Source organism: Sphaerisporangium corydalis (assembly GCF_025506355.1).
In the GTDB taxonomy this organism is placed as follows: Bacteria; Actinomycetota; Actinomycetes; order Streptosporangiales; family Streptosporangiaceae; genus Sphaerisporangium; species Sphaerisporangium corydalis.
Map to the genome: position 1 here is coordinate 1 of NZ_JANZYP010000009.1, position 25,216 is coordinate 25,216.

The 25,216-nt window shown below is 71.6% G+C and carries 26 protein-coding genes; 11 read left to right on the forward strand and 15 right to left on the reverse strand.

What is annotated here, in order from left to right; all coding sequences use genetic code 11:
- Window positions 1-93: 93 nt before the first annotated feature.
- A complete protein-coding gene (locus NYZ98_RS08860) occupies window positions 94-585 on the forward strand; it encodes a YajQ family cyclic di-GMP-binding protein (RefSeq protein WP_262842087.1) in 492 nt (163 codons plus the stop codon).
- Between the two features lie 225 nt (window positions 586-810).
- Here NYZ98_RS08860 and NYZ98_RS08865 read toward each other — a convergent pair whose 3' ends face one another.
- The gene (locus NYZ98_RS08865; protein ID WP_262842088.1) at window positions 811-1,497 is read right to left on the reverse strand and encodes an SDR family NAD(P)-dependent oxidoreductase; all 687 of its coding nucleotides are present in this window, start codon (window positions 1,495-1,497) and stop codon (window positions 811-813) included.
- Between the two features lie 112 nt (window positions 1,498-1,609).
- Between NYZ98_RS08865 and NYZ98_RS08870 the strand changes: the two genes are divergently transcribed.
- Window positions 1,610-2,218 (forward strand): TetR/AcrR family transcriptional regulator, encoded by a 609-nt coding sequence (locus NYZ98_RS08870; protein ID WP_262842089.1) that lies wholly within the window; start codon window positions 1,610-1,612, stop codon window positions 2,216-2,218.
- A gap of 31 nt (window positions 2,219-2,249) precedes the next feature.
- Here NYZ98_RS08870 and NYZ98_RS08875 read toward each other — a convergent pair whose 3' ends face one another.
- Window positions 2,250-2,636, reverse strand: a complete 387-nt coding sequence (locus NYZ98_RS08875; protein ID WP_262842090.1) for a hypothetical protein — start codon at window positions 2,634-2,636, stop codon at window positions 2,250-2,252.
- Window positions 2,633-2,911: a hypothetical protein gene (locus tag NYZ98_RS08880; RefSeq protein WP_262842091.1), complete on the reverse strand. Its 279-nt coding sequence runs from the start codon at window positions 2,909-2,911 to the stop codon at window positions 2,633-2,635. Before NYZ98_RS08880 ends, NYZ98_RS08875 begins: the two co-directional genes overlap by 4 nt.
- 328 nt (window positions 2,912-3,239) lie before the next feature.
- On the opposite strand from NYZ98_RS08880, the gene NYZ98_RS08885 reads away from it, so the two are divergent.
- On the forward strand, window positions 3,240-4,139 hold the full coding sequence (locus tag NYZ98_RS08885; RefSeq protein WP_262842092.1) for a TolB-like translocation protein: 900 nt from the start codon (window positions 3,240-3,242) through the stop codon (window positions 4,137-4,139).
- Window positions 4,140-4,277: 138 nt separating this feature from the next.
- The gene (locus NYZ98_RS08890) at window positions 4,278-4,853 is read left to right on the forward strand and encodes a pyridoxamine 5'-phosphate oxidase family protein (protein WP_262842093.1); all 576 of its coding nucleotides are present in this window, start codon (window positions 4,278-4,280) and stop codon (window positions 4,851-4,853) included.
- 63 nt (window positions 4,854-4,916) lie between these two features.
- Here the strand turns inward: NYZ98_RS08890 and htpX are convergent, their stop codons facing one another.
- The 7 genes from htpX to NYZ98_RS08925 all read right to left on the reverse strand — a co-directional run bounded on the left by htpX (window position 4,917) and on the right by NYZ98_RS08925 (window position 12,834).
- On the reverse strand, window positions 4,917-5,771 hold the full coding sequence (gene htpX / locus NYZ98_RS08895) for a zinc metalloprotease HtpX (RefSeq protein ID WP_262842094.1): 855 nt from the start codon (window positions 5,769-5,771) through the stop codon (window positions 4,917-4,919).
- Window positions 5,772-5,865: 94 nt separating this feature from the next.
- Window positions 5,866-7,419, reverse strand: a complete 1,554-nt coding sequence (locus tag NYZ98_RS08900; protein ID WP_262842095.1) for an NADH-quinone oxidoreductase subunit N — start codon at window positions 7,417-7,419, stop codon at window positions 5,866-5,868.
- Window positions 7,416-9,170, reverse strand: coding sequence for a complex I subunit 4 family protein (locus tag NYZ98_RS08905; protein WP_262842096.1), 1,755 nt, complete (start codon window positions 9,168-9,170; stop codon window positions 7,416-7,418). The genes NYZ98_RS08900 and NYZ98_RS08905 overlap by 4 nt, the downstream gene beginning before the upstream one ends.
- Entirely contained in the window at window positions 9,167-11,119 is a 1,953-nt protein-coding gene (locus tag NYZ98_RS08910) for an NADH-quinone oxidoreductase subunit 5 family protein (RefSeq protein WP_262842097.1), read from the reverse strand. The genes NYZ98_RS08905 and NYZ98_RS08910 overlap by 4 nt, the downstream gene beginning before the upstream one ends.
- Window positions 11,116-11,493, reverse strand: coding sequence for an NADH-quinone oxidoreductase subunit NuoK (gene nuoK / locus NYZ98_RS08915; RefSeq protein WP_262842098.1), 378 nt, complete (start codon window positions 11,491-11,493; stop codon window positions 11,116-11,118). Before nuoK ends, NYZ98_RS08910 begins: the two co-directional genes overlap by 4 nt.
- Window position 11,494: 1 nt before the next feature.
- Window positions 11,495-12,034: an NADH-quinone oxidoreductase subunit J family protein gene (locus tag NYZ98_RS08920; protein ID WP_262842099.1), complete on the reverse strand. Its 540-nt coding sequence runs from the start codon at window positions 12,032-12,034 to the stop codon at window positions 11,495-11,497.
- Complete coding sequence (locus tag NYZ98_RS08925; protein WP_262842100.1) at window positions 12,031-12,834, reverse strand: 4Fe-4S binding protein; 804 nt, start codon at window positions 12,832-12,834, stop codon at window positions 12,031-12,033. The genes NYZ98_RS08920 and NYZ98_RS08925 overlap by 4 nt, the downstream gene beginning before the upstream one ends.
- A 397-nt stretch (window positions 12,835-13,231) precedes the next feature.
- On the opposite strand from NYZ98_RS08925, the gene NYZ98_RS08930 reads away from it, so the two are divergent.
- From NYZ98_RS08930 to NYZ98_RS08945, 4 genes are all read left to right on the forward strand, one after another.
- Complete coding sequence (locus tag NYZ98_RS08930) at window positions 13,232-14,332, forward strand: helix-hairpin-helix domain-containing protein (protein ID WP_262842101.1); 1,101 nt, start codon at window positions 13,232-13,234, stop codon at window positions 14,330-14,332.
- A gap of 115 nt (window positions 14,333-14,447) precedes the next feature.
- Window positions 14,448-15,935, forward strand: coding sequence for a serine/threonine-protein kinase (locus NYZ98_RS08935; protein WP_262842102.1), 1,488 nt, complete (start codon window positions 14,448-14,450; stop codon window positions 15,933-15,935).
- A 219-nt stretch (window positions 15,936-16,154) separates the two neighbouring features.
- The gene (locus NYZ98_RS08940) at window positions 16,155-16,415 is read left to right on the forward strand and encodes a hypothetical protein (protein WP_262842103.1); all 261 of its coding nucleotides are present in this window, start codon (window positions 16,155-16,157) and stop codon (window positions 16,413-16,415) included.
- Between the two features lie 19 nt (window positions 16,416-16,434).
- Entirely contained in the window at window positions 16,435-18,105 is a 1,671-nt protein-coding gene (locus NYZ98_RS08945; protein WP_262842104.1) for a hypothetical protein, read from the forward strand.
- Window positions 18,106-18,208: 103 nt separating this feature from the next.
- Here the strand turns inward: NYZ98_RS08945 and NYZ98_RS08950 are convergent, their stop codons facing one another.
- Window positions 18,209-18,802, reverse strand: a complete 594-nt coding sequence (locus tag NYZ98_RS08950; protein ID WP_262842105.1) for a TetR/AcrR family transcriptional regulator — start codon at window positions 18,800-18,802, stop codon at window positions 18,209-18,211.
- A 120-nt stretch (window positions 18,803-18,922) separates the two neighbouring features.
- Between NYZ98_RS08950 and NYZ98_RS08955 the strand changes: the two genes are divergently transcribed.
- Together NYZ98_RS08955 and NYZ98_RS08960 are read left to right on the forward strand one after the other, a co-directional pair.
- Window positions 18,923-20,119, forward strand: coding sequence for an FAD-dependent monooxygenase (locus tag NYZ98_RS08955; RefSeq protein WP_262842106.1), 1,197 nt, complete (start codon window positions 18,923-18,925; stop codon window positions 20,117-20,119).
- 81 nt (window positions 20,120-20,200) lie between these two features.
- Entirely contained in the window at window positions 20,201-20,947 is a 747-nt protein-coding gene (locus NYZ98_RS08960; RefSeq protein ID WP_262842107.1) for an SDR family NAD(P)-dependent oxidoreductase, read from the forward strand.
- 64 nt (window positions 20,948-21,011) lie between these two features.
- On the opposite strand, the gene nuoH is transcribed toward NYZ98_RS08960, so the two are convergent.
- From nuoH to NYZ98_RS08980, 4 genes are all read right to left on the reverse strand, one after another.
- Window positions 21,012-21,965, reverse strand: a complete 954-nt coding sequence (gene nuoH, locus NYZ98_RS08965; RefSeq protein ID WP_262842108.1) for an NADH-quinone oxidoreductase subunit NuoH — start codon at window positions 21,963-21,965, stop codon at window positions 21,012-21,014.
- Complete coding sequence (locus NYZ98_RS08970; RefSeq protein WP_262842109.1) at window positions 21,958-22,563, reverse strand: NADH-quinone oxidoreductase subunit C; 606 nt, start codon at window positions 22,561-22,563, stop codon at window positions 21,958-21,960. Before NYZ98_RS08970 ends, nuoH begins: the two co-directional genes overlap by 8 nt.
- Entirely contained in the window at window positions 22,560-23,093 is a 534-nt protein-coding gene (locus NYZ98_RS08975) for an NADH-quinone oxidoreductase subunit B family protein (RefSeq protein WP_316249544.1), read from the reverse strand. The genes NYZ98_RS08970 and NYZ98_RS08975 overlap by 4 nt, the downstream gene beginning before the upstream one ends.
- 113 nt (window positions 23,094-23,206) lie before the next feature.
- Window positions 23,207-23,578, reverse strand: a complete 372-nt coding sequence (locus NYZ98_RS08980) for an NADH-quinone oxidoreductase subunit A (protein WP_262842110.1) — start codon at window positions 23,576-23,578, stop codon at window positions 23,207-23,209.
- 148 nt (window positions 23,579-23,726) lie between these two features.
- Here NYZ98_RS08980 and NYZ98_RS08985 point away from each other — a divergent pair, with 148 nt between their 5' ends.
- Complete coding sequence (locus tag NYZ98_RS08985; RefSeq protein WP_262842111.1) at window positions 23,727-25,187, forward strand: polysaccharide deacetylase family protein; 1,461 nt, start codon at window positions 23,727-23,729, stop codon at window positions 25,185-25,187.
- Window positions 25,188-25,216 lie beyond the last annotated feature (29 nt).

Sequence of the window (25,216 nt, forward strand, 5' to 3'; positions counted from 1 at the left end):
GGTGGGTTGATGTGGGTGGGGGTGGGGTTTGGTTCGCACGCGGGGGGGCTTGGGTCGCTAGGGTCGGAGGGACGAGAGAGGACACCTATACCGATGGCCGACAGTAGTTTCGACGTGGTGAGCAAGATCGACCGTCAGGAGGTCGACAACGCGCTGAACCAGACGGTCAAGGAGGTCGGGCATCGCTTCGACTTCAAGGGCACGGGCGCGGGGATCGCGTGGTCGGGTCAGGACAATATCGAGATCAAGGCCAACAGCGAGGAACGCGCGAACGCCGTCCTTGACGTGTTCAAGGAAAAGATCATCAAGCGGGGTCTGTCCCTGAAGGTGCTGGATTCGGGTGAGCCCAAGCTGTCAGGCAAGGAGTACCACCTGGTCGTCAGCCTGAAGGAGGGCATCGACCAGGAGCACGCCAAGAAGATCTCGAAGATCATCCGGGATGAGGGCCCCAAGGGCATCAAGGCCCAGATCCAGGGCGAGGAGCTCCGGGTCAGTTCAAAGAAGAAGGACGAGCTTCAGGACGTCATCGCCCTGCTCAAGGGCAAGGATCTCGACATCGCCCTGCAGTTCACGAACTACCGTTAACTTCGCTGGATCCAAGCGTGCTGACCTGCGTCTTCGCGTCCAGCCGAAGATCAGAGGGAACATTCGGGGCACACGGTCGCCGATCTTGAAGCGACCATGTGCCCTGAGTTCTATCTGGGTCATGGAGTCCCACCTGGGTCATGCCAGCTCCGTGGAGGTCGGCACCGCCTGTCGGCGCGGCTCCACGGTCGGCACCTGTCGGTGTGGCTTCGTGGTTGGCGTTGGCTACCAGCGCAGCGTGCCGTGTTCGTCCTGGAAGGTTCCTGTTGGGGCGTTCTCGTCGAGCGTGGCCAGGTGTACGACGGTCCTGGCGCTTTCCGCAGGTGGTCTTCCGATGCCGAAGGCGGCGGTCATGTCGGTGGCGGTGGTGCCGGGTTCGAGCGCGTTGAACTTGATGCCCGGCTGGGACTTGGCGTACTGGACGGTGAGCATGGTGGCCGCCGCCTTGGACGCCGAGTAGAGGGCGAGCGGCAGATTGAACTCCGGCCGGTCGGGCTCGTTCACCGCCCAGAAGGACCCGGCGCTGCTCGAAACGGTGACCACCGTGGGGTTCGGGGACTTTCGCAGCAGAGGCAGTGCCGCCTCGGTGACGCGGACGATTCCCACCGCGTTGGTGTCGAACACCCGGAGGGCCGTCGGTCCGTCGATGGCCCCGTCCCCGAGGACGCCCGCGTTGTGCACCAGGACGTCGAGTCGGCCCTCGGAAGAGTCGATGGTCGCCAGCGCGTCGCGCACCGACGCGTCGTCGGTCACATCGAGTTGGACGAATCGTGCGCCGAGCGTCGCCGCGGCCGCCTTGCCGCGCTCGACGTCGCGTGCGCCGATGTAGACGATGTGGCCCAGTTCGAGAAGCTGTTTGGCCGTCTCGAAACCGATGCCCTTGTTCGCGCCGGTGATCAGTGTGACGGTCATGCGTCTCCCTGCTTCCTTTTGTACTGATCGGTTGCGAGTCACACTAGCAGGTTTTGTACCGATCGGTTGGGCGAGCTGAACCGTGATTTGTACCGAGCGGTAGAGTGAACGCATGCGTACCGAGACGCACACCACCGGACGACCGCGGGCCTTCGACGAGGAGACGGTCCTCGACCGGGCCGCCGAGGTCTTCTGGCGGCACGGCTACGAGGGTGCGTCGCTGAGCGCCCTCACCAGCGCGATGGGCATCAACCGCCCGAGCCTGTACGCCACGTTCGGCAGTAAGGAGTTGCTGTTCCGGCGTGCCTTCACCCGTTACCACGAGACCAAGGTGGCCAACGCTCGCGCCGCACTCGAGCAACCCACCGCGTACGCCGCCATAGAAGCGTTCCTGCGCTCCAGCGCCGACGCCCTCACCACCGGCGATCACCCCCCGGGCTGCCTCTCCATCCAGGGGGGCCTGGCCTGCTCGCCGGAGAACGCCCACATCTCCGAGACCCTGGCCGCCGGCCGGGCCGCGACCGAGACGGCCCTGGAAGAGCGGCTGTCCCGCGCGGCGAAGGAGGGAGACCTCCCGGACGGCATGGACGCCCGGGCACTGGCCCGTTTCGTGATGACGCTCAGCGAGGGCCACGCCGTCCACGCCGCGGCCGGCGCGAGCCGCGAAGACCTTCAGGCCTCCGTCGACATCGCCCTGCGAGCCGTCACCGTGCCCCACTGAGGCCCACCCGAAGTTAAAGCGCCCAGGCGGGTCAGGGGATGGGGTCGATCATGATTCGGGGGTCCAGGAGGGTCAGGTGGTCGCCGCGGTCGGTGAGGATGGGCCAGTGGGTGTTGCGGGCGCACCAGACCACGTGGCCGGCCACCACGTCGTTGGCCCCGTCCAGGAGTTCGCCGATGTCGGGGGCCTTGCCGGCCGTGAGGTCGTCGATGGTGACGCCAGGGCCCATGATCAGGTCGAAGAGTTCGGCCTGGGTGTCGAGCGGGGCGATGGAGTACACGGCGGCCAGCGCCGTCGACGGCACGCACAGGCCGCCTCCCCGGTAGAGGCACATCGCCACGACATGGCGTGAGTAGCGCGTCTTGGCGACGGCGATGTCGACCAGGGCGCTGACGTCGAGCACGCGTCCAGGGATCATGACACCCGCGTCCGGGTCATGGGCGGGCGGTTGGCCTGGGTCCATTCCTCGTCGGTGAGGGGCGGGACGTCGAGGGCGACGGCCGCCGCCTCCAGGTCCTCACGGTCGAGGTTCCAGCGGGTCATGAGGGTGATCGCCGCCTGCCTGGCCTCGATGTGCCGCTGGACGGCACTGCGGATGATGTCCTCGACCCGGCGCCCCTCCAGGTGCGCCTGCCGCACCAGGGCCTCGGTCTGGACGTCGTTCAGTCTGATGGTGAAGGAGGAGTGCCCCATACCGTGACGGTAGACGCAGGACGCGGGCCGGGCATCCCCTTCGCCGCACGGATCTGAGATCGATTCAGGCTCCTTCCGGGCCCTGGTTGACGCTGAATTGTGACGCAACCTTTCGTGAGTCCATGACATCTATAAGGGGGTGACGAAAGGAACAGCGCCGATGAAGCAAGCGCGCCGTACATTAACCCTCCTGGCCCTGGCCACCGCGGTCACGGCCACCACCGTCGCGATTCCGGCGGAGGCGCGAACGGGAGCCGCCTCCGCCGGAAGCGTCGCCACGAGCGGCACGACCACGAAAAGTACAAAATCCGCTAAAAGCTCCAAAGGCGTGCGATACGCCTCGCTGGACAGTTGCACGCGGAAGGACGAGGCCAGGCCGTGCGGCGCCTGGATGCTGACCCTCCGCAACGGGCGGACCGTCAAGCTCACCGACGCCGCCGTCTTCCCCCGGACGGCCAAGGGGAGGCTGGACCGGACGAGCAGCACGCCGTTCGCCGTGAGCGGGGACGGTGACCGGGTCCTGTACGTCCGCGCGTCCGACCACAAGCTGGTCTGGAAGGACGTGCTCACCGGCCGGGTGCGCAGCCTCCCGGGCGCGGCGGCGCGCGCCCCGAAGGGGCTCGGCATGAGCGACGTCGACCCCATCCTGTCCCCCAGCGGCGACGTGGTGGTCATCGACTACTACGACGACTCGGGCAAGCGGCCCACACTGGCCGTCGACCTCGGGACCGGTCAGATCGGGAAGCTGCCGGGGGGCGACAGCGTGCAGGGCTTCAGCCCGGACGGCCGGCGGATCCTCATGTCCGGGTCCACCAGCGACAACACGACCGAGTTCGCGGTGTACGACACCAACGGCCAGCCGGCGGAGACCCGTGAGGTGCCACAGGTGGTGTCGAACAACTCGCCGGTCGCGCTCGCGGATGACGGGGTCACCATCGCCCTCGTGATCGTCCCGCCGTCCGGCCGGCCGAACCTGCGGCAGTACGACCTGTCGACGGACGCGATCTCGCCGGCCATCGACCTCGGGATCGCCAAGAAGGAGAGCGCGTACCGGATCTACTGGGATGACTCCGGCAAGCTCACGCTCTGGACCCTGCTTTCCCAGAAGGACGGTGACGTCGTGCGGGCCACGGTCGGCGCGGTCAACCCGTCCACCGGCCACTTCGCCAAGGCCGACTCGTTCAGGGTGCGGGATCACCTGTGGACGTGGTGGCTGCCCGGGGAGTGATCGGCCGGCACCGTCCCCTGCGGAAGCGCGCGACCGCCCGGACGCGCGCTTTCGCGGGGGCCGCCCTTCGCCGCAGGCCCCTCGGGGCGCGGGTTTCGCCGCCGGGTAAAGTCCGAAGGAGCGCGCCTAGGAGGGCAGATGGCCAAAGTCCATGACAAGCTTAATGACCGGTTGCGCCAGTTCATCTCCGCGCAGCAGGTCTACTTCGTCGCGACGGCGCCCGAGACCGGCGGCCACGTCAACGTCTCCCCGAAAGGGTACTCCGACACCTTCGCCATCCTGGACGACCTGACGGTCGCCTACCTGGACCTCGACGGCAGCGGTGTGGAGACCATCTCCCATCTCCGCGACAACGGCCGGATCACCATCATGTTCGCCGCGTTCTCCGGCCCGCCGAACATCGTGCGCCTGTACGGCCGGGGCCGGGTGGTCACCCCGCAGGACGAGGAGTTCGACACGCTGGTCAAGCTCTTCGGCCCGCATCCGGGTGTCCGGTCGGTCATCGTCGTGGAGTGCGACCGCATCTCGGACTCGTGCGGCTTCTCGGTGCCGTTCATGAACTTCGACGAGGACCGGCGGCTGCTGGACGAGTGGGCGGAGCGCAAGGACGTCCAGCAGAAGCGGGCCTACCGCGCCAAGAACAACAGGGAGAGCATCGACGGCCTCCCCGGCCTGGCCCCTGAGGAGACCGACCCCGTCGCCCGCCGCTCCTGAGGCCCGGCGAACAGCCGGCGGCCAAAGGTCAGCGGTCAGTGGTCAGTGGTCAGCAGAAAGCGGTCAGCGGCGGTAGCCGGCCATGCGTTCGAGGCGGGCCACGCGGGCGGCGGTCGAGGGGTGGGTCGAGAACAGGCGCCCGACGCCCGCCCCCCGAAAGGGGTTGGCGATCATCAGGTGGGACGCCGAGGTCAGCCGGCTCTCCTCGGGCAGCGGCAGCCTGCGCGTGCCCAGCTCGATCTTGCGCAGCGCCGAGGCCAGCCCCAGCGGGTCGCCCGTGAGCATGGCGCCCGACTCGTCGGCCTGGAACTCCCGCGACCGCGAGATCGCCATCTGGATCATGCCGGCCGCCAGCGGGCCGAGGATCATCATGAGCAGCGCGCCGACGAAGCCGGGGCCCTCGTCGTCGTCCGCCGAGCCGCCGAAGAAGACGGCGATGTAGCTGCAGTACGTGATGATCGTGGCGAGCGCCGCCGCGACCGAGGAGATCAGGATGTCGCGGTTGTAGACGTGCGACAGCTCGTGGGCGATCACGCCCTTCAGCTCGCGCTCGCTGAGGATCTGCAGGATCCCGTACGTGACGCAGATGGACGCCCGGCGGGGGTTGCGGCCGGTGGCGAAGGCGTTCGGCTGCATGGTCGGCGAGATGTACAGCCGGGGGACGGGCTGGCGCGCGTCGGTGGACAGCTCGCGGACGACCCGGTAGAGCTCGGGCTGCTCGACCTCGCTGACGGGCCGGGCCCGCATGGCCGACAGGGCGATGCGGTCGGAGAAGAAGTAGGCGATGCCGCTGGTCAGCAGAGCGACGAGGACGGCCAGTTCCGCACCCCGGCTGCCGCCGAGCCACGCTCCCACCGTGAGGATGAGGGTGGACAGCGCGCCCAGTAGGACGGCGGTACGCAGGCCGTTGTTGTGCACGCTTCCCCCTCTCGGAATCTTGCGCTCTCCCCTGGCAACGTTCGCCACCCAAGTAAACGTTCCCGTCCCTGGTCAGGCCTGGTCGACGCGGACGTCAGCCGGTGGCGGACAGGACGAGCTGGGGGGCGACCGACAGGGCGAGGGAGACCAGCAGCGCCACCGCGATGGCGATGGCCAGCGGCCGGGACGACGTGCGGCCAGGCTCGCTCGCGAGCCCGGGGGCGGGGACGAACAGGCGGCCGGCCCATGCGATGTAGTAGTACAGCCCGAGGACGGTGTTGACCGCCATGACCACGGCCAGCCAGCCGGCGCCGCCCTGGACGATCTCCCGGAAGACCACGATCTTGGCGAACAGCCCCGCGAGGCCGGGCGGGAGGCCGGCCAGGCAGATCAGGAAGAACGCCAGCGCGAGCGCCTCCGCCGGGCGGCGGAACGCCAGCCCCCGGTAGTCGTCCAGCTCGTTCCGCTCGCTCGCGCGGCTCACCCGGGCGACGACGGCGAAGGCGCCGATGTTCATGGCCGCGTAGATGGCCAGGTAGGTGACGGAGGCCGCCGCCGCGTCCGGCCCTGCCACGCCGAGCGGCGCGAGGATGTAGCCGGACTGGGCGACCGAGGACCAGGCCAGCAGCCGTACGGCGTGCCGCTGCCGCAGGGCCAGCAGGTTGCCCACCGTCATGGTGATCGCGGCGAGCACGGCCACGATCGGCGCCCAGATCCGTGCCTGGCCCGCCAGCGCGACCGTGAGCACGACGATCAGGCCGGCGAACCCCGCGGCCTTGGAGATCACCGACAGCAGGGCGGCCACGGGGACCGGGGCGCCCTGGTAGACGTCACCGGCCCAGAAGTGGAAGGGGACGGCGGCCACCTTGAACGCGAACCCGGCGACCACGAGGACGACGGCGACCACGAGCACGCCGACGGGCGCGCCGCCCGGGATCACGGCCGCGAGGGGGACGCAGGCGAGCCGGGCGGCGATGCGGCCGAGGTGGACCGAGCCGGTCATGCCGTACAGGAGCGAGACGCCGAAGAGCATCACGGCCGTCGAGACGACCGAGACCAGGAACAGCTTCAGCGCCGCCTCCGAGCCGCGCGCGTCGTACCGCTTCAGGGCGGTGAGCGCGAAGACCGGGAGGGAGACGAGCTCGAGCGCGACCACCAGCATGATCAGGTCACGGGAGGCGGGAAGCGTGACGGCGCCGGTCAGCGCGCACAGCAGCAGGAAGTACCACTCCCCGGCGGGGATCACGCGCCCGGCGCGACCCGGGACGGCCCCGGGCACGGGCGGCGCGGAATCGGGGGAGCCGGGGTCGTTCTCGGTGAGCAGGGCCATCGAGAGCAGGACCACCACCACGGCGGCGGCCAGGATCACCCCGCCGAACACCAGCGTCAGCCGGTCGACGACGAACGAGCACGCGGGACCCCCGGCGGGATCGGCGGGGACGCAGAACGTGCTCAGGGTCAGCCCCTTGACGGCCTGCGCCGCGACGACGGCCAGCGCGCCGAGCACGCCCGCCATCGTGACCAGCCCGAGCGTCGCGGGGGTGCGGGCCGTGCGCGGCAGGAACGCGTCGAGCAGCAGGACCACCCCGGCGACCACCGCGAGGATCAGCGGAGGCGCGAGGGCCGCGTAGTCGATCGTCTGGATCATCGTGCCCCCAGGAAGGCCTGTACCGCCGGATCGGTGACGGCGAGGAGCAGCTTGGGCCACAGCCCCAGCGCCACCGTGAGAACGATCAGCGGGCTCCAGGCGGCCAGCTCGTACGGGGTCACGTCGCGCGGCCACCCGAGCCTCGGGCCGGGGACGTCCGGCGGGCCGGCCACCGTCGCCACCGTGGCCACCGGCTCGACCGGCTCCTCCGCGACGGCGAGCGGTGTGCGGACGCGGGGCGCCCCGGCGGCCTCGGCGGTCTCGGCGAGCGGCTCCTCGGGCAGGCCCGCGTCGCCGATGGGCTCGTCCGCCCTGCCGTGGGTCACGCGGGAGAGCATGAGGAGGAAGTAGGCGGCGGTCAGCACGGTCCCGGCGCCGCCGATGGCCATGAAGACCAGGAAGAGCGGCCGGGGCAGGCCGGGGGCCGGGTCGAAGGCGCCGAGCAGCGCCAGCATCTCCCCCCAGAACCCGGCGAGGCCGGGCAGTCCGAGCGAGGCGACGCACGCGAACGTCAGCAGCGACCCGAGGTAGGGCAGGCGGGTGAGCATGCCGCCGCCGAGCCGGGACAGCTCAGCGGTGCCGTACCGCTCCTTGACGGCGCCGGCGACGAAGAACAGCAGGCCGGTGATCAGCCCGTGGGCGATGTTGCCGAACAGGGCGGCGTTCATCCCGACGGGCGTCAGCGTGGCGAGGCCCAGCAGGACGAACCCCATGTGCCCGACGGACGAGTACGCGATCATGCGTTTGAGGTCCCGCTGGGCCAGGCACGCCAGCGACCCGTACACGATCCCGACGACGGCGAACGCGCCCAGCCAGGGGGCGACGGCCGCGGCGCCCTCGGGCAGCACGGGGATGGCGATGCGCGCGAACCCGTAGGTGCCCATCTTGAGCAGGACGCCCGCGAGCAGCACCGATCCGACCGTCGGGGCCTCGGTGTGCGCGGCGGGCAGCCAGGTGTGCAGCGGCCACATGGGGGCCTTGACGGCGAGGCCGCCGGCCACCGCCAGGAACGCCACGATCTGGACCGTACGGGGCATCCCCGCGCCGTGCGCGCGGGCGAGGGCGACCATGTCCAGCGTGCCGGTGTGCGCCCAGATCACGAGCAGGCCGAGGAGCAGCACGGCGGAGCCGAGCAGGGTGTACAGGATGAACTTCACCGCCGCCGCCGCACGGTCCTTGCCGCCCCAGACGGCGATCACGAAGTACATGGGGATCAGCACGATCTCGAAGCTGACGAAGAACAGCAGCAGGTCGAGGGCGAGGAACGTGCCGATCATGCCGACTTCGAGGACCAGCAGGGTGAAGGCGAGCGCGCGGAACCGGCCGCCGTCCGGCCGGTGGCGGACGAGGTGGACGAAGCACAGGAAGGTCAGCAGGGCGGTGAGGACCACGAGCGGCAGCGAGATGCCGTCCACGCCCAGGTGGAAGCGCAGGTCAAGGCCGGGGATCCAGGGCCGGTCGACCTCGAACTGCGCCACCCCGGCCCGGCCGTAGTCGAAGGACGCCGCCAGGACGAGGGCCAGCGCCAGCGTGATCCCCGACACCGCGACGCCGTACCAGTGCGGCGACGGCCCCGCGATCCACCCCGGCCCGGCGAGCCTCGGCGGCACGTAAGCCTCGACCGCCCCGGAGGCCGACTCGGAGGCCGGCTCGGAGGCCGCCCCGGAGGCCGGCTCGGCGCGGGTGAACAGCAGGAGGAGGGCCGCGCCGGCCAGCGGGACGGCGAGCAGGCCGATCACCACCGCGATCATCCGAGCACCACCGCCCCCACGGCGACGATCAGCACGCCCGCCAGGACGCCCGTCAGGTAGAGCTGCGCGTTGCCGGTCTGCAGGCGCCGCAGCAGGCCGGAGACCCGGACGGCGACGCCGCCCGAGCCGCGTACCGCGCCGTCGACCACGGAGTCGTCGCCCCGGGCGACCAGGCGGGCCAGCCACAGCACCGGGACGACGAAGACCCTCTGGTACACCGCGTCCACGTAGAACGCGCGCTCGGCCGGGACCCGCAGCGCCCCGAGCACGCGGGACGGGTCGGCCACCGGGTCGGCGCGCCAGGCCGCGTACACGACCCCCGCGCCGAGCAGCGCCACGACCAGGCTGACCGCCGCCGACGACCAGTCCACCGCGCCCACGCCCGCGAACCCGAGGAGCAGGGCGGGCACGGCGAGCACGCCCACCGGCCACAGCATCGACACCGGCGCCTCGCGGCCGTCCCAGACGTGCGCGACCCCCGGTTCCGGCTCGGGCAGCGCGACGTGGTGGACCCTGCTGGCGCCGAAGAAGGTCCGCAGCCACGCGCGGGTCGCGTACGCGCCGGTCACGGCCACCGTCAGCAGCGCGCAGCCGTACAGGAGCCAGGCCGCGGCGTCGGTCAGCGGGCCGTTCTCGGCGGCGGCGTGCTCGACGGCGGCCAGCACGGCGTCCTTGCTGAAGAACCCGCTGGCGGGGGGCAGTCCCATGAGCGCGGCGAACCCGATGGTCATGGCGGGGAAGGTGATCGTCATCGACCGGCGGAGCCCGCCCATCTCGCTCATCAGGTTCGAGCCGACCGAGTGGATCACCAGGCCGGCGCAGAGGAACAGCAGCGCCTTGAACGCCCCGTGCGTGACGAGGTGGAAGATCGCCGCCTGGTCCGATCCGGCGGCCAGGGACCCGGCCATGTACGCGAGCTGGCTGATCGTCGAGTACGCGAGCACCCGTTTGAGGTCGTCCTGGGCCAGGGCGGCCAGCGCGGCGCCGAGCATGCCGAGCGCGGCCATCACGGCCAGCAGGTCGAGCGTGGGCCGGGCGCCCAGGAACGCCGGGTACAGCCGGGCGACGACGAAGATGCCCGCGGCGACCATCGTGGCCGCGTGGATGAGCGCGCTGATCGGCGTGGGTCCTGCCATGGCGTCCGGCAGCCAGGTGTGCAGCGGGACCTGGGCGCTCTTGCCCGCGACCCCGAACAGCAGCAGCATCGTCCCCGCGACCAGGGTGCCGGTGGGCATGGCGGGCACCTTCGCGATCACGTCGTCGACGCGGAAGCTGCCCGCGGCGAGCCCGAGCGTGAAGATGCCGAACAGGAACCCGACGTCGCCGACGCGGGTGACCAGGAACGCCTTGACGGCCGCCCGCGAGTTGGCCCGGTCCTCCCACCAGTGGCCGATCAGGAGGTACGAGCACAGGCCCATGACCTCCCAGCCGGCGTACAGGACCAGGAGGTCGCCCGCGTACACCACGAGCAGCATGGCGCTGGTGAACAGGCTGATGAACGCGCTGAAGGAGGGGTAGCGGGGCTCGTCGCGCATGTAGCCGACCGAGTACACCTGGACGGCGAGCGACACGACGGTCACCAGGACGGCGATGATGGCCGCCAGGCCGTCGACGCGGAGGCCGGCCGTGACGGGGACCGAGCCGGTGCCGATCACCGACAGCGTCCCCTGGACGGTTCCCGGCAGGGCGCCGTTCCAGAAGGCGGCGCCGTCCCCGTAGGACGCCGTGCCGCCAGGTGCCGCGCCGCCCTGCCACAGGTACGCGAGGAGCCACACCGCGAGGACGGCCGAGGCCGAGGCCGGGACGATGGCGATCCAGGCCGCCCTGCGGTAGGCGGGCCGGTCGGCCGGGCCCGGCGGGGCGCCCCTCCACAGCCTCCGTGTTCCGAGCAGCCCGGCCGCCGCCGCCAGGAACGGCAGCAGGACGACGGCCGAGGCCACGCCGATCATGACGCGCCGTCCCTGGCCGGTACAGGGGCCGGCTCGGGGGCCTCGCCCGCCTGTCCGGGCGGGTCGTCGCGTTCGGACAGGTCGCGGACGTGGTCGATCTCGACGGTCCGCCTGTTGCGGAACACGGCGAGGACGATCGCCAGGCCGAGTCCCAGCTCGGCGGCGGCGATCACGATGACGAACAGGGTGAGCACCTGGCCGCCGTGCAGGGTGTCCCTGAGCCACACGTCGAAGGCGACCAGGTTCAGATTGACGGCGTTGAGCATCAGCTCCACCGACATCAGCACGAGGATGGTGTTGCGCCGGGCGAGAACGCCGTACACGCCGATCGAGAACAGCAGCGCGGCGAGCACGGCGGGATAGACGACGTGCACGTCAGTCCTTTCCGCCGATGTCGGTACGGGACAGCACGATCGCGCCGATGAGCGCCGCCAGCAGCAGCACCGACAGCGCTTCGAAGGGCAGCACCCAGTTCCTGAAGATGCTCGCGCCGAGCGACCCGGCCGCGCCCTGGCCCGGCACCAGCGGGGTGTAGACCTGGGAGAAGCCGGCGACCACGGTCGTGACGAGGACGGCGGCCGTTCCCGCCGCCACCACCAGCGCCGCGATCCGGTTGCCCGAGTCGAGGTCGGCGGAGCGGCCGATCGGCGCGCGGGTGAGCATGATGCCGAAGAGCAGCAGGACGACCACGGCGCCGACGTAGATCAGCACCTGGACCCAGGCCACGAACTCGGCGGTCAGCACCAGGTAACACCCGGCGAGGGCGCCGAAGGAGACGACGAGCCACAGGGCCGCGTGCACGATCTGCTTGGTGGTCACGACCAGCAGCGCGGAGCCGGCGGCCACCAGGCCCAGGAACAGGAAGACGACCTCCTGCGGGGTGGGCGGCCACAGGCCCGGCGCCGCCGCCGTCACGACTCCTCCACCGTCCCGGGCCGCTCCGGCGGCTCCTCCGGCCCCCGCTTCGGCCGCTCCCCTTCCGGAGGCCCGTCGCTGGAGGACGGCCCCGCGAACGGGGGCTCCTCGGTGGAGGACGGGGGGGTCGCGGGGGGTGCGGCGGGCTTCTTGGGCAGGGCGCCGGGCGGGCGGATGGCGCGGACGGCGGCGTGGCCGCCCTGCTGCCCGGACGGGGTGCCGGGGCGTGTCTCGGGGGTCCCGGGCGCGGGCGTGCCTGGGGTTTCTCCGGGTGTGCCTGCGGTTTCCCCGGGGGTGTTCGGTGGGGTGGTGGCGGGCCGGTCCGGGGCGGTCTGCCGCGCGGCCGGGCGTTCGCGTGCCGGGCGGGCGGCGCCGGCGACCTCCTTGGGCGGCTCGGCGTTCGGCTCGTGCGGCGGCGGCACCGGGACCGACCGGACCCATTCGCCCAGCCTGTCCTTCTCGTGCAGGAGGTTACGGATGTCGCCCTCGGCGTACTCGAACTCCGGTGACCAGAAGAGCGCGTCGAACGGGCAGACCTCGATGCAGATGCCGCAGTACATGCAGAGAGAGAAGTCGATGGCGAATCGGTCCAGGACGTTGTGCGCGCGCGGACGTCCCCCCTCGGGGGCGGGGGTCGTCTCCTTGTGGGAGTCGATGTAGATGCACCAGTCAGGGCATTCCCTGGCACACAGCATGCAGACGGTGCAGTTCTCCTCGACCAGCGCGATCACCCCCCGGCTGCGCGGGGGCAGGTCGGGTCTTACCTCCGGGTATTGCTGGGTGTCCGCCCTGCTCAGCATGTGGCGAAGGGTGACGGCCAGACCCTTCGCCAGCCCTTCTCCTGGTATACGAGCCACGGTTCAACATCATGACGCACAAGGGCGTCGCCGTGAATGCGCGGGACACGGTCGGCTCCCGGTTTTCCACAATCATCGGTGTTTTTGGGGACTTGTCCGCCGGGACATGTGGTCCTCCTGGCCGATGCGGGACAGTGTGGAAGGCCGTATTCTTCGCGTTATGCACCCGACCAACGGCCACGGGGGCCCGGGATCGGGGCCACCGGGAGGCCCTCCCCCCGAGCCAGGTGATCCGAACGGCCCGACGGCCCCGCAGCCCCGCCAGGTGAGCCGGCCGCTGCCGGGCCGGCCGCTCCCGGAGCAGGACCCCCGTCCGGCGCCCGAGCAGGACCATCGTCCGGTGCCCGACCAGGATCACCGTCCGGAGCCCGAGCAGGATCACCGTCCCGCGCACGAGCAGGATCACCGTCCCGCGCGCGACCAGGACCGCCGGTCGGCGCCCGAGCGGGACCGCTGGCCCACCCCCGACCATGACCGCCGCCCCGCGCGCGAGCAGGACCGCCGGCCCGCCCCCGGCCCCCGGGGCCCCGGTCCCGAGCAGGGCCGCTCGCCGTACGGCCGCCAGACCCCCGAGCCCCCGTACGGCCGGCCGCGTCCCGACCAGGGACGCCCCTCGTACGCGTCGCCGGACCTCCGTCGCGGCCCCGCGCCGTTCCTCCCACCGCGTCCCGACCAGCACGGCCTGGCGCCGTACAACCGGCAGGTCCCCGGCCCGTTCGGCCCGAACCGGCCCGCCGACCCCCGCGCGCACCTCCCCCAGCCGCCGTTCCCGCCGTACATCCCGCCGCCACCGCCGCAGAACCCGAGCAGCGCCGCCAGCGTGCTGTGGGCTATCGCACCCCTGCTGACCTGCGGTATCGCGACGCCGTTCACGATGGGGTACGCGGCGGCGAAGCTGAAGAGCACGATGCTCGCCCTGTCGTCGGCGATCTACGCCATCGGCATGGTCACGTTCGTCCTGGCCACCATGTCGAGGAGCGGGCCCAGCGGTTCGGACGACGCGCTGATGCTGCTCGCGTTCCTCGGGTCGACCGGGAGCTGGCTCGGCGGCACGATCCACTCGCTGATCATCCGCAACAGGGTGTTCGACCGCTCGGAGACGCCCAACGACCACGCGGTGGCGTACGCGCAGCACCGGCGTGAGCTGCGGCAGCAGGCCCGCGACCTGGTGGAGCGCGACCCCGCGCTGGCCCGCGAGCTGCGTATCGGGCGCCCCGACCTGCCGCGCCAGTACGACGACGGCGGGCTCGTGGACGTCAACCACGCCTCGGCCGAGGTGATCGCCGGTCTGCCGGGGATGACCGCGGAGCTGGCGAGGCGGGTGGTCGAGGCCCGGGCCGACGTGGGCTGTTTCATCTCGGCGGAGGACGTGTCCATCGCGGTCGACCTTCCCCCGCACCTCACGGCCGAGCTGCTGGAGCTCACCATCTACCTCCCCTGAGCCGCCCGCCGCCGGAGCCGGGACAGCCGATTCCGGTGCCGGAAAGTGGTATCGGTGATCGCACTGTGCGCTGTAAAAACATGCGTAATACGGCCTATCTCCGTATTCTTCGCGTATGCAGCTAGCCAGGCCCTCCCAGTCCACTACTGCGGTCAGCATCATCTGGGCACTGGCGCCGTTGTTCACCTGCGGGGTGGCCACACCGTTCACCATCGGATACGCGGCCTACCGCAGGCGCGCCCCGATGATCGCGGTCGCCGCGCTGCTGTATCTGGTCAGCCTTATCGTGCTCTGCGCGCTCGTCGTCACCTACGGCGAGGACGACACGTTCCCTGACTGGGCCAGCGTCCTGGTGCTCGGCGGGCTGTTCACCAACTGGATCGGCGGCCTGATCCACTCCCTGGCCATCCGGTCGATGGTCTTCGTCCCGAGCGGCCCCCGCCGCGAGACCTTCCTGCCGCCCCCGCCGCCCCCGTACGGCCGGGCGCCGTACCCTCCCGGGCCATACGCGCCCCGCCCGGCGCCGGCGCCGTACCCGTACGGCCAGGGCCGGCCGCCCGGCGCCCCCGGCCGGCCCGGGCCCGGCATGCCCCAAGGCGGCCGTCCGGTGCCGCCGCCGGGACGGCAGTACCCCGCCGCGCGTCCGAACCAGCGGCCCGCCGCGCCGCAGCCACGGGACGCCACGCCGCCGGCACAACCGAGGACCGGGCCGAGGCACGCGGGCGGTCCCGCCACCACGAACCCGTCCGCCTCGCCCGCCGGGACCGCCCCGAGCACGCACAACGCCTCGACGCTTCCCACGCAGGCGCCGGGCCCGCTGCCCGCGGGTGAGCCCGACCACATCGGGCGTTACCGGCTGATCGGCAGCCTGGGGCAGGGCGGCCAGGGCGCGGTCTACCTGGGCGAGACCCCCGAAGGCACCCGGGTCGCGATCAAGGTCCTGCACGCCCGCCTGGCCGCCGAGAGCGGGGCGCAGACGCGGTTCCTGCGCGAGGTCGAGGCGGCGCGGCGAGTGGCACCGTTCTCCACCGCCCGCGTGATCGACGCCGACATCGCCGACGACCGCCTGTTCATCGTGAGCGAGTACGTCGAGGGCTCCTCGCTGGAGCAACTGGTCCGTGAGCTCGGGCCGCGCGGCCACGACGGGCTGGTACGGCTGGCGCTGGGCACCTCCGGCGCGCTCGCGGCCATCCACCGGGCCGGCATCGTGCACCGCGACTTCAAGCCGAGCAACGTGCTGATCGGCTCGGACGGACCCCGGGTGGTCGACTTCGGCATCGCCCGCGTGCTGGACAACGCGACCGCCACCTCCAGCGGCGTGCTCGGGACGCCCGCCTACATGTCCCCCGAGCAGGTCTCCGGCGAGCGCGTCGGGCCCGAGTCGGACGTGTTCAGCTGGGCCGCCACGATGGTGTTCGCCGCGACCGGCCGCCCCGCCTTCGGCGAGGACAACATCGCGGCGGTGTTCAACCGCATCTTCACCAAGCAGCCGGATCTGTCCGCGTTGCCGGAGTCGCTGGCCAAAGTGGTCGGCAGGTGCCTGGAGAAGCGCCCGGAGAACCGGCCCAGCGCCTCCGACGTGATGCTCGGCATCGTCCACTGACCGGGGACGTCATTCCGCTGCCCTGCTTTTTATTGCGTTCTATTACCTATTAACGGGATGGGCGTAATTAGTCGATCTTGCGGGTTGATGACCACGAATGTGTATCGATTGGTAATTCCGATTTCCAGAACCTGCAAGCCTGGTGAGCCCATACGCGCTTCGCTTAGGTTTACAGGCGGTGTCACGCGATCACGAGTGACGCCGCAGGGAGGAGGACGCATGGCACCGTCCGAAGCCGCCCAGTGCCAGGCGGACATGGCCGCGGCGGCGAAAGTGGTCCACGACATCCTCCGGGCGCTCGGCTCCGTGCCCCCCATGTTCGGCGACCAGACCTGGCAGGGCCTGGCGGCCGACGACTGGGCGGCGGGCTGGAACGCCAGAAGGAACCAGCTCACCACCCTGCTGCACGCCGTCCTCGCCGAACAGCCCCACCTCGTCGCGCGCCTGGAAGAGGCGGAGCGGCGCAAGCTCGCGTCCTAACCGTACGGAGAGGGATGACATGGGCGAGTTCGTGGGAGTCGATCCCGTCAGCCTTCAGGAGCTCGCGAACCGGCTCAGGCGGCTGCACACCCTGCTGGCCGAGCACGGCCCGATGATCCAGCAGAAGATGCAGAAATGGGACAGCGAGCTCAGCTTCGCCGCGCTTCCCCGCCTGGTGGACGAGGCGCTGAACGACACCCGCGACATGGGCGCGCGCACCGCCAAGGCGTACGAGCTGGCCCGCGAGAAGGGCTGGGGCCCCAGCCCGGCCGACCCGGACGGCCCCCTGGTCCCCCTCGCCACCGCCACGCCGCCCGACACCACCGGCACGCCGGCCGATCCCACCGGCAAACCGCCCGGCACCACCGGCACGCCACCCGACCCCGCCACCACCCTTGCCGATCCCACCGGCACACCACCCGACACCACCACCCCGGCCGATCCCACCGGCACGGATTCCGCCGCCACGCCGACCGGCCCCGACGGCGCACCGCCGCACACCGCCGAATCCCCGCCGACCGTGCGGCTCGACTGGGCGGCCACCGGCCAGAGCGGCAACGAGGCGGGCCTGGACGCCAAGGCCATGGCCGAGGCGCTCGCCACCGGCGACCCGGACCAGGCCCGCGACGCGATGTCGCGCCTTCCGGACAACCTCTCCCAGCACCTCAAGGACAAGGACTACCTCACCGCGTTCTGGACGGCGAGCTGCCCGCTGGCGCTCCAAGCGGCCCGCGCCCTGTACAACCGGGCGGGCGCGACGCTGTTCAGCGCCGAGAGCGCGAGCATCCTGCGGGCGCTCGGCGCGTCCCTCGCCGCGGCCACCCAGATGCGCCTCGGCACCGGCAAGGACCGCCGGCCCCTGCTGCCCGAGGCGACGCGAACGGCGATCATGAAGAACGGCGACCCGTGGTCGGTCGGCATGCTCTTCAAGTACGGCCCCGACGGTAAGACCTGGGACTCCCAGTTCCTGGCCGAGGTCACCCGCTCCATGCTGGACGCCCGGGCCGCCGGCAAGATCGAGGTGCCGAGTCCGAGTTTCGGGGGGTACGACCCGCTCGAAGCGGAGAGCCGCAGGTTCGGCGGGCCGCAGGCCCAGGCGGACTTCGACCCCGTGGTGGCGGTCCTCGACCGGGCGAGCCAGAACGGGCAGGCCGCGCGGCACGTGCTCGGCGACCCGTCCTCGGGCTTCACCTACGCCGGGATGGTCGTCGACGACCAGTGGCACACGACGCCCCCCGAGGCCGGACCGGGCCCCGAGGACCCCGCCGACCGGACCGGCCCGATCCCCCACACGGCGACCGCCCCGACCTCCCTCATCGCGACCGCCGTGAGCCCCCATGCCGCGATCAATCTGAGTTCGCACGCCGCCGACTTCGTCAAGGCGGCCGTGTCCGCGGGGCGGGGGCCGTCGGACGACGCCAGGGAGTCCGCCTGGGCCGTCGTCACCGTCGTCCAAGCCACGGCCGAGTTCTCCCGGCTGCACCCCGGCACCGACCTTCCCGCGCCCCTCCGCGAAGCCCTGGCCTTCACCGCCGACCGCTACCGGACCGACCTCGCGGCGCCGGCCCCCGGCGAGACGGGCAACGAGGCGCGCCTCAACGGCGACCCCCCGGAAGGCCGGTGGACCGCCCACGCCGACGGCGCCGACCTCGCGGCCTTCCTGCGCCAGGCCCGCCCGCGGGCCGAGTAGCGCCCGCTCGCCGACCGGGCACGGGCAGCGAGCCCGGCCTGCGGGCACGGAGCCGTACAGGGCACAGGCCGTACAGGGCACGGAGCCTGGCCGCCGGGGCTCGTCACCCGGCGGGGGACAGGGCCGTCGTCACGGTGCGGAGGGCGGCGACGAGGTCGCGGGCCGAGGGGGCGGTCTCGGGGTCGACCAGCCACTGCGCCGCCACCCCGATGAGCAGTGCCTGGTAGAGGGACCCGGCCAGGTCGGTCCCCTTGTCGTCGTCGTCCGCCGCCCGGCCGAGACCGGCGAACAGCTCGACCAGGCCGGCCCGCGCCTGCCGGCTGGACTCGGTGAGCCGCTCCCGCATCTCCGGCATCGTCTTGTTGTGGGCGATGAGCTCGAACTGCACGGCCCACAGCGACCGGTTCTCGGTCACCGACCTGATCACGGCCGCCCACGTCGCCGTGAACCGCTCCTCGGGGGTCAGGTCAGGGTCGGTCTCGGTCGCGAGCGTGCGGCCGAGGTCGTCGCCCCACTCCTCCATCGCCTGCTGCAGGGCCGCGTTGAGCAGCGCCTCCTTCGAGCCGTAGTGGTAGCCGATGGCGGCCAGGCTGACGACGCCTGAGGCGGCCGCGATGTCGCGCGCGGTCGTGCGGGCGTAGCCCTTCTCGTACAGGCAGCGCTTGGCGCCGGCCAGGAGGTCCTCACGATTTCCCATGCCCAGGAGTCTACCCTCCGTCTCATACAATTGTCTCGTACAAACGTATTGCACAGTTGACTGATACAGATGTACTGTTCGTGGCAGATGAGAACGCGAGCAGCGAACGAGGAGCACACCATGAAGAACCAGAGCATCCTGATCTCCGGCGCGAGCATCGCGGGGACCACGCTGGCCTACTGGCTGCACCGCCACGGCTTCACCCCCACCGTGGTGGAGCGGGCGTCCTCGATCCGCCCGGGCGGCTACAAGATCGACATCCGGGGCGCGGCGCTGGAGGTGGCCGGCCGCATGGGCATCCTTGAGGCGATCCGCGCCGAGCGCACCGACGTGCGCGGCGGGTCGGTCGTCAACGCCGCGGGCAAGCGGGTGGCCAGCATGGACGGCGACACCTTCGGCGGGCGCGAGGGCGAGGACGCCGAGGTCCTGCGCGGCGACCTGAACCGCATCATCCACGACCTGACCAAGGACAAGGTCGAGTACCTCTTCGACGACTCCATCGCCGCAATCACCGACACCGCCGACGGGGTTCGGGTCACCTTCGAGAGCGGGGAGACCCGCATGTTCGACCTGGTCGTGGGGGCCGACGGCCTGCACTCCAATACCCGCGCGCTGGCCTTCGGCCCCGAGAGCCGGTTCGTCCAGGACCTCGGCTACCACGTCTCGATCTTCAGCGTCCCGAACCACCTCGACCTGGACCGCTGGGAGCTCACCTACGTCTCCCCCGGCAGGACGGCGCTGACCTACAGCACCGCCAAGGACACCGGCGCCAAGGCCATGTTCCTGTTCGCCTCCGAGCCGATGAGCTACGACCACCGCGACCGGGCCCGGCAGGAGGAGCTGCTCGCCGAGGCGTACGCCGGGGAGGGCTGGGAGGTGCCGCGCCTGATCTCCGGCATGGCCGGCTCCCCCGACTTCTACTTCGACTCGCTCAGCCAGGTCCACATGGACCGCTGGTCCACGGGCCGCGTCGCGCTGGTCGGCGACGCCGCCTACTGCGCCTCGCCGGCCTCCGGCCAGGGCACGAGCCTTGCGCTGGTCGGGGCGTACGTCCTGGCGGGGGAACTGGCCGCCCACGACGGCCACCATGCCGCGTTCGAGGGCTACGAGCGGGACATGCGGCCCTTCGCCGAGCGGAACCAGAGCCTCGGCCCGGCCAACATCAAGCGGATGGTGATGGGGAGCAGGTCACAGGTCTGGTTCGCGATGAAGATGCTCGCCCTGCTGAAGTACGTGCCGGGCAAGGACCGCATGATGGCCAAGGTGCTCGAGCCCATCCAGAAGGCCGCGAACGCGATCACCCTGAAGGACTACTGACGTTTGGACCCCCGCCTCCCGGGGACGCGGGAACATACGACAAGCCAGGAAACACCCGAAGGCATGACAAGAGGGGGCGGCATGGAACAGCGACGCGTGGTGGTGTCCGGCGGCGGGACCGGCATCGGGCTGGCGACGGCGGAGGCCTTCGCGGGCGAGGGCGCCCAAGTGATCATCCTGGGCCGCCGCGCCGAGGTGCTGGCCGAGGCCGCCGCGAAGCTGAACACCGCCTATGACGCCAACCTGGTGACCTGGACCTCGGCCGACCTGTCCGACCCCCGGCAGGTGCAGGAAGCCGTCGAGGCCATCGCCCTGCACGGCCCGGTCGACGTGATCGTCACCAACGCCGGCGGGAACGTCGCCCCCGGCCACGACGGCACGCTGACGGGCATCGCCGACGGCTACCGCCGCAACTTCGAGGCGAACGTGCTCACCGCCGTGCTGCTCACCGAGGGCCTGCTGCCCTATCTGCGGCGCCCCGGCGGCCGGATCGTCCACCTTTCCTCGATCGCGGCGATCCGCGGCCCCGGCTCGTACGGGGGCGCCAAGGCGGCGCTGCACGCGTACACCTACGAGCTGGCGGAGCGGCTCGGGCCCGACGGGATCACCGTGAACGCGGTGGCGCCCGGCTACGTCAGCGACACCGAGTTCTTCGGGGACCGGGCGACGCCGGAGTTCGTCAAGTCCCGCGTGGACCTCACCCTGGTCGGCAGAGGCGGCGTGCCGGGCGAGATCGCCGCGGCGATCGGCTACCTGGCCTCCCCCGAGGCCGGTTACGTCACCGGCCAGATCCTCCACATCAACGGCGGGAGCATTCTCGGCCGCTGACCGCCGCCCGGCGAGTACCCTGTCCGCGCTGACGACCGGCGAGGCCCTGATGGGCCCGCCGAGGTCAGCCGATGAGGACCCTGACCACGCCGGTGAGCGCGAGCTGGAGCAGGGCGAGCGGCACCAGGCCGACCCAGGCGAGCCGCTGGAGCTGGTCGGCCCGCAGCCGGGGGAAGCTGACCCGCACCCAGATCACCACGAAGGCCAGCACGAAGATCTTGATCAGCGTCCAGACCGGCCCCGGCAGGATCGGCCCCTGCCACCCGCCGAGGAACAGCACCGTGGTCAGCGCCGAGAGCACCAGGATCCCGACGTACTCGGCCAGCATGAACAGGGCGAAGCGGATGCCGGTGTACTCCGTCATCGGGCCCATGATGATCTCGGACTCGGCGATCGGCATGTCGAACGGCGGCCGGCGCAGCTCGGCGAGCCCCGCGACGAAGAACACCACGCCGCCGATCGCCTGCCAGGGCAGCCACCACCACTGCCACGCCTCGACGATACCCGGCAACGACATCGTGCCAGCCGCCATCGCCACCGACGCGGCCGCGAGCACCAGCGGGAGCTCGTACGACATGAGCTGGGCCGCGGAGCGAATGCCGCCCAGCACCGAGTACTTGTTGGCCGACGACCAGCCGGCCATGATCGAGCCGAGGACGCCGATGCCCATCACGGCGAGCACGAAGAACAGCCCGGCGTCGAGGTCGGCGCCGAACAGGCCGGGCCCGACCGGGATCACGACCATCACCACGAGGTAGGGCACCAGCGCGACCGCCGGGGCCAGGGAGAACACCCTGCGGTCGGCCGCCGCCGGGATGACGTCCTCCTTCTGGACGAACTTCACGCCGTCGGCGATGAGCTGGGCCCAGCCGTGGAACCCGCCGGCGTACATGGGGCCGAGCCGGGCCTGCATGTGGGCCATGGCCTTGTGCTCGGTCTGCCCGATGATCAGCGGCAGCGTCAGGAAGGCGATGACGATCACCACCAGGCGGATCGCGACGTCGAGCACCTCAGGCATCGCCGTCCTCCCCGGCCTCGCGGCGCACCGCGCGGGGGCCGCGCGTCGGCGGGGGCGCGGACGCGGCCGGGCCCCAGTCGGTGGGAACGCCGGGCGGGAGCGTCTTGCGCCGGCTCGGCGAGCCCTGCCCGGACTCGCCGGGCTCCTTGGCGCCGGGCCACGGCTTGGCGACCCGCGCGGCCAGGATGAAGTCCTTGCGCAGCGGGTTGCCCTCGAACCCGTCGGGCAGCAGCAGCGGGACCAGGTGGGGGTGGCCCTCGAAGACCACCCCGAACATCTCGAAGGTCTCGCGCTCGTGCCAGTCGGCGCCGCGGTAGACGCCGACGGCGCTCGGCAGCCGGGGGTCCTCGCGCGTCACGCGGGTGCGGACCAGAAGGTGGGCGTGCTCGGCCGGGTCGTAGACGTGGGCGACCACCGAGTAGCCGCCCGGCGGGTCGTCGACCCCGGTCAGCCAGTCGAAGAAGGCGCAGCCGAGCTCGTCCCGGGCGTAGGTGAGCACGTCGAGCCAGTCGCCGGGGGCGACGTCGACGGTGGTCTCGCCGAACGACTCCGACACCGCCGCGCGGTCCCCGTAGCGGCCCTCGATCGCCGCTCTCACGACGTCACGCCAGGGCCGGGCCGCCGCGAGGCGTAGCGGTCGGCGAGCGACTCGCCGGCGATCATCTCCTGGAGCTTCATGATGCCGTGCAGCAGCGCCTCGGGCCGGGGCGGGCAGCCGGGGACGTAGACGTCGACCGGGATGATCTGGTCGACGCCCTTGGTCACGCAGTAGGAGTCCCAGTACGGGCCGCCGCAGTTGGAGCAGGCGCCGAAGGAGATGACGTACTTGGGGTCGGGCATCTGCTCGTACAGGCGCTTGACGGCCGGGGCCATCTTGTCGGTGACCGTGCCCGAGACGATCATCAGGTCGGCCTGGCGCGGGCCGTTGGCGAACGGGATCACTCCGAAGCGGATGAAGTCGTGACGTCCCATCGAGGTGGCGATGAACTCGATCGCGCAGCAGGCCAGCCCGAAGTTGAAGACCCACAGCGAGTAGCGCCGCCCCCAGTTGAGGATGAAGCGCATGGGTTTGGGGGCGAGCCGGGACACCGGCCCGACGGTGGGCATCGGGAGATCGCTGGCGGCCATGGAAGGCATTGTCCCCTCTCGGCGGCGTCCAGGCGAGTGGCTGATCGTGAAGCGGGCCGCACGGTCCCCGGAGCGGCTGATCGGGAAGCGGGCCGCACGGTCCCGGCCGCCCGTCAGGTCCAGGTGAGCACGCGCTTGCGCCAGGCGTACAGGATGCCGAGCGCGATGAAGGCCAGGAAGACGAACATCTCGACCAGCGTGGTCATGCCGAAGCCGGGCGCGGCGAAGACCACCGCCCACGGGAACAGGAACACGGCGTCCACGGCGAAGACGACATACAGGTAGATGAAGACGTAGTACCTGATCTGCGACTGCGCCCAGCCGTCCCCCACGGGGTCGACGCCGCACTCGTAGGTGACGGCCTTCTCGGGGGTGGGGTTGCTCGGGCGGAGTCCCCGGCTGATGAGGAGCGCTCCTGCGAAGATCACGATGCCGATGCCGAACAGCACGGCGACGATCGCGTATGAACTGAAATATCCGTCCATCACACCGCCTCCTCTTGACGTACCCGGCACGAACCCTGCATGGAAATCGCTTTCCGTTACCTCAGAACTACCCGTCGCGGTCAAAGGCCAGTCTCTCATCCCGCAAAAAACGAGTAAATGCGTATTTTGCGTGCCTAGTGTGGCAGCCATGCCTCACCCGCTGCTTTCCGGAGGAATCGCCCTGCTCCTGGCGGTCGCCTCCGGTTGCGGGATCGTCCTCCCCCTTCCCCTCACGAACGCGCCCACCACCCTCCCCGCCCAGCCGACCACGATCAACTTCGTCCCCCCCTCCACGGTCGACGGGCTGACGGTACGGACGATCACCGACGACTCGGCGGTCCGCCACATCTACGCCGGCCATCCCGAGCTGCCGTCCGCCCCCGCCCTCACCAAGCGGCTCGCCGAGGTGAACGCGGCGGCCGTGCGCCGCTTCTCCCGCGACGCGCCCGCCGCGCGCCCCGGCACGGCCAGCACCGAGCTCAACGTCGGCTGGCAGCTCACCGCCGCCTCCGCGGGGGTGTACGGGGTCCGGCTGCGCACCGGCTCGTTCACCGGCGGCCGATGGAGCAACTCCCTCAGCACGTTCTGGTACGACCAGACCGCCCGGCGCGTCCACGACTCGACCGGCCTGCTGCGGGACGCGGCGGCGCTGGGCACGCTCGCCTCGATCGTCCGCGACCGGCTGCGCGACCTCGGCCAGGGAACGCGGGTGGAGGCGGTCAAGCCCACCGGCGCGCTCTTCGACTCCCTGAACTTCAACCCGCACGGCGACCTGGTGGCCGAGTTCGACGACGGCCAGGTGGCCCCCGAGCGGATGGGCCGGGTCGCGGTCGCCGTGCCCACGGCCGACGCCACGCCTCTGCTGTCGGACTTCGGCCGCCGCGCCATGGCGGCGGTGGACTCCGCCACCCCCTCCTCGATGCCCGGCTCCCCGCCGCCGGGCTTCACCCCTGGCCCCCAGCCCACCCACGAGGGCCCGGTGGACTGCGCGGCCGCCCGGTGCGTCGCGCTGACCTTCGACGACGGCCCCGGCCCCGACACCGGCGCGCTGCTGGACGCGCTCGCCCGGTACGGGGCCCGCGCGACCTTCTTCACCCTGGGGGCCAGCGCCGAGGCGCAGCCCGCGCTGATGCGGCGGATGGCCGCCGCCCGCCACCTGGTCGCCGGGCACGCCTGGTCGCACCGCGACCTGGCCACCCTGGACGTCCGCCAGATCTCCGACGAGCTGAGCCGCACCCAGATCGCGATCGGCGCCACGACCGGCCGCACGCCGCCCCTGATGCGGGCGCCCTACGGCGGCGTCACCCCGCAGGTCGCCGAGTCCGCCCGCGCGCTCGGGCTCGCCATCATCGGGTGGAGCGTCGACGCGGCCGACGCCAGGGACCCCGACCCCGCCTCGGTCGCCCGCCGCGCCACCGCCGGGGTGCGTCCGGGGTCGATCGTCCTGATGCACGACGGCGGCCACGCGACGGTCGCCGCCCTGCCCCGGATCCTCACGGCGCTGGCCGCCCGTGGCTACGTCTTCGTCACCGTTCCCGAGCTCTACGGCCCGCACGGAATGGAGCCTGGGCAGGTCCACAACGTGGGAAGCGCCACACCGGCGCCCTGACCCCCCGGCCCGCGCCCCCTCCCCCGCAT

What these genes read in the sequence shown, in the direction of transcription:
- NYZ98_RS08860 (WP_262842087.1), top strand. Translation starts at nt 94, where the DNA reads ATGGCCGACAGTAGTTTCGACGTGGTGAGCAAGATCGACCGTCAGGAG.
- NYZ98_RS08865 (WP_262842088.1), bottom strand. Translation starts at nt 1,497, where the DNA reads ATGACCGTCACACTGATCACCGGCGCGAACAAGGGCATCGGTTTCGAG.
- NYZ98_RS08870 (WP_262842089.1), top strand. Translation starts at nt 1,610, where the DNA reads ATGCGTACCGAGACGCACACCACCGGACGACCGCGGGCCTTCGACGAG.
- NYZ98_RS08875 (WP_262842090.1), bottom strand. Translation starts at nt 2,636, where the DNA reads ATGATCCCTGGACGCGTGCTCGACGTCAGCGCCCTGGTCGACATCGCC.
- NYZ98_RS08880 (WP_262842091.1), bottom strand. Translation starts at nt 2,911, where the DNA reads ATGGGGCACTCCTCCTTCACCATCAGACTGAACGACGTCCAGACCGAG.
- NYZ98_RS08890 (WP_262842093.1), top strand. Translation starts at nt 4,278, where the DNA reads ATGGCCAAAGTCCATGACAAGCTTAATGACCGGTTGCGCCAGTTCATC.
- NYZ98_RS08900 (WP_262842095.1), bottom strand. Translation starts at nt 7,419, where the DNA reads ATGATCCAGACGATCGACTACGCGGCCCTCGCGCCTCCGCTGATCCTC.
- NYZ98_RS08905 (WP_262842096.1), bottom strand. Translation starts at nt 9,170, where the DNA reads ATGATCGCGGTGGTGATCGGCCTGCTCGCCGTCCCGCTGGCCGGCGCG.
- NYZ98_RS08910 (WP_262842097.1), bottom strand. Translation starts at nt 11,119, where the DNA reads ATGATCGGCGTGGCCTCGGCCGTCGTCCTGCTGCCGTTCCTGGCGGCG.
- NYZ98_RS08925 (WP_262842100.1), bottom strand. Translation starts at nt 12,834, where the DNA reads ATGCTGAGCAGGGCGGACACCCAGCAATACCCGGAGGTAAGACCCGAC.
- NYZ98_RS08935 (WP_262842102.1), top strand. Translation starts at nt 14,448, where the DNA reads ATGCAGCTAGCCAGGCCCTCCCAGTCCACTACTGCGGTCAGCATCATC.
- NYZ98_RS08940 (WP_262842103.1), top strand. Translation starts at nt 16,155, where the DNA reads ATGGCACCGTCCGAAGCCGCCCAGTGCCAGGCGGACATGGCCGCGGCG.
- NYZ98_RS08945 (WP_262842104.1), top strand. Translation starts at nt 16,435, where the DNA reads ATGGGCGAGTTCGTGGGAGTCGATCCCGTCAGCCTTCAGGAGCTCGCG.
- NYZ98_RS08950 (WP_262842105.1), bottom strand. Translation starts at nt 18,802, where the DNA reads ATGGGAAATCGTGAGGACCTCCTGGCCGGCGCCAAGCGCTGCCTGTAC.
- NYZ98_RS08955 (WP_262842106.1), top strand. Translation starts at nt 18,923, where the DNA reads ATGAAGAACCAGAGCATCCTGATCTCCGGCGCGAGCATCGCGGGGACC.
- NYZ98_RS08960 (WP_262842107.1), top strand. Translation starts at nt 20,201, where the DNA reads ATGGAACAGCGACGCGTGGTGGTGTCCGGCGGCGGGACCGGCATCGGG.
- nuoH (WP_262842108.1), bottom strand. Translation starts at nt 21,965, where the DNA reads ATGCCTGAGGTGCTCGACGTCGCGATCCGCCTGGTGGTGATCGTCATC.
- NYZ98_RS08975 (WP_316249544.1), bottom strand. Translation starts at nt 23,093, where the DNA reads ATGGCCGCCAGCGATCTCCCGATGCCCACCGTCGGGCCGGTGTCCCGG.
- NYZ98_RS08980 (WP_262842110.1), bottom strand. Translation starts at nt 23,578, where the DNA reads ATGGACGGATATTTCAGTTCATACGCGATCGTCGCCGTGCTGTTCGGC.
- NYZ98_RS08985 (WP_262842111.1), top strand. Translation starts at nt 23,727, where the DNA reads ATGCCTCACCCGCTGCTTTCCGGAGGAATCGCCCTGCTCCTGGCGGTC.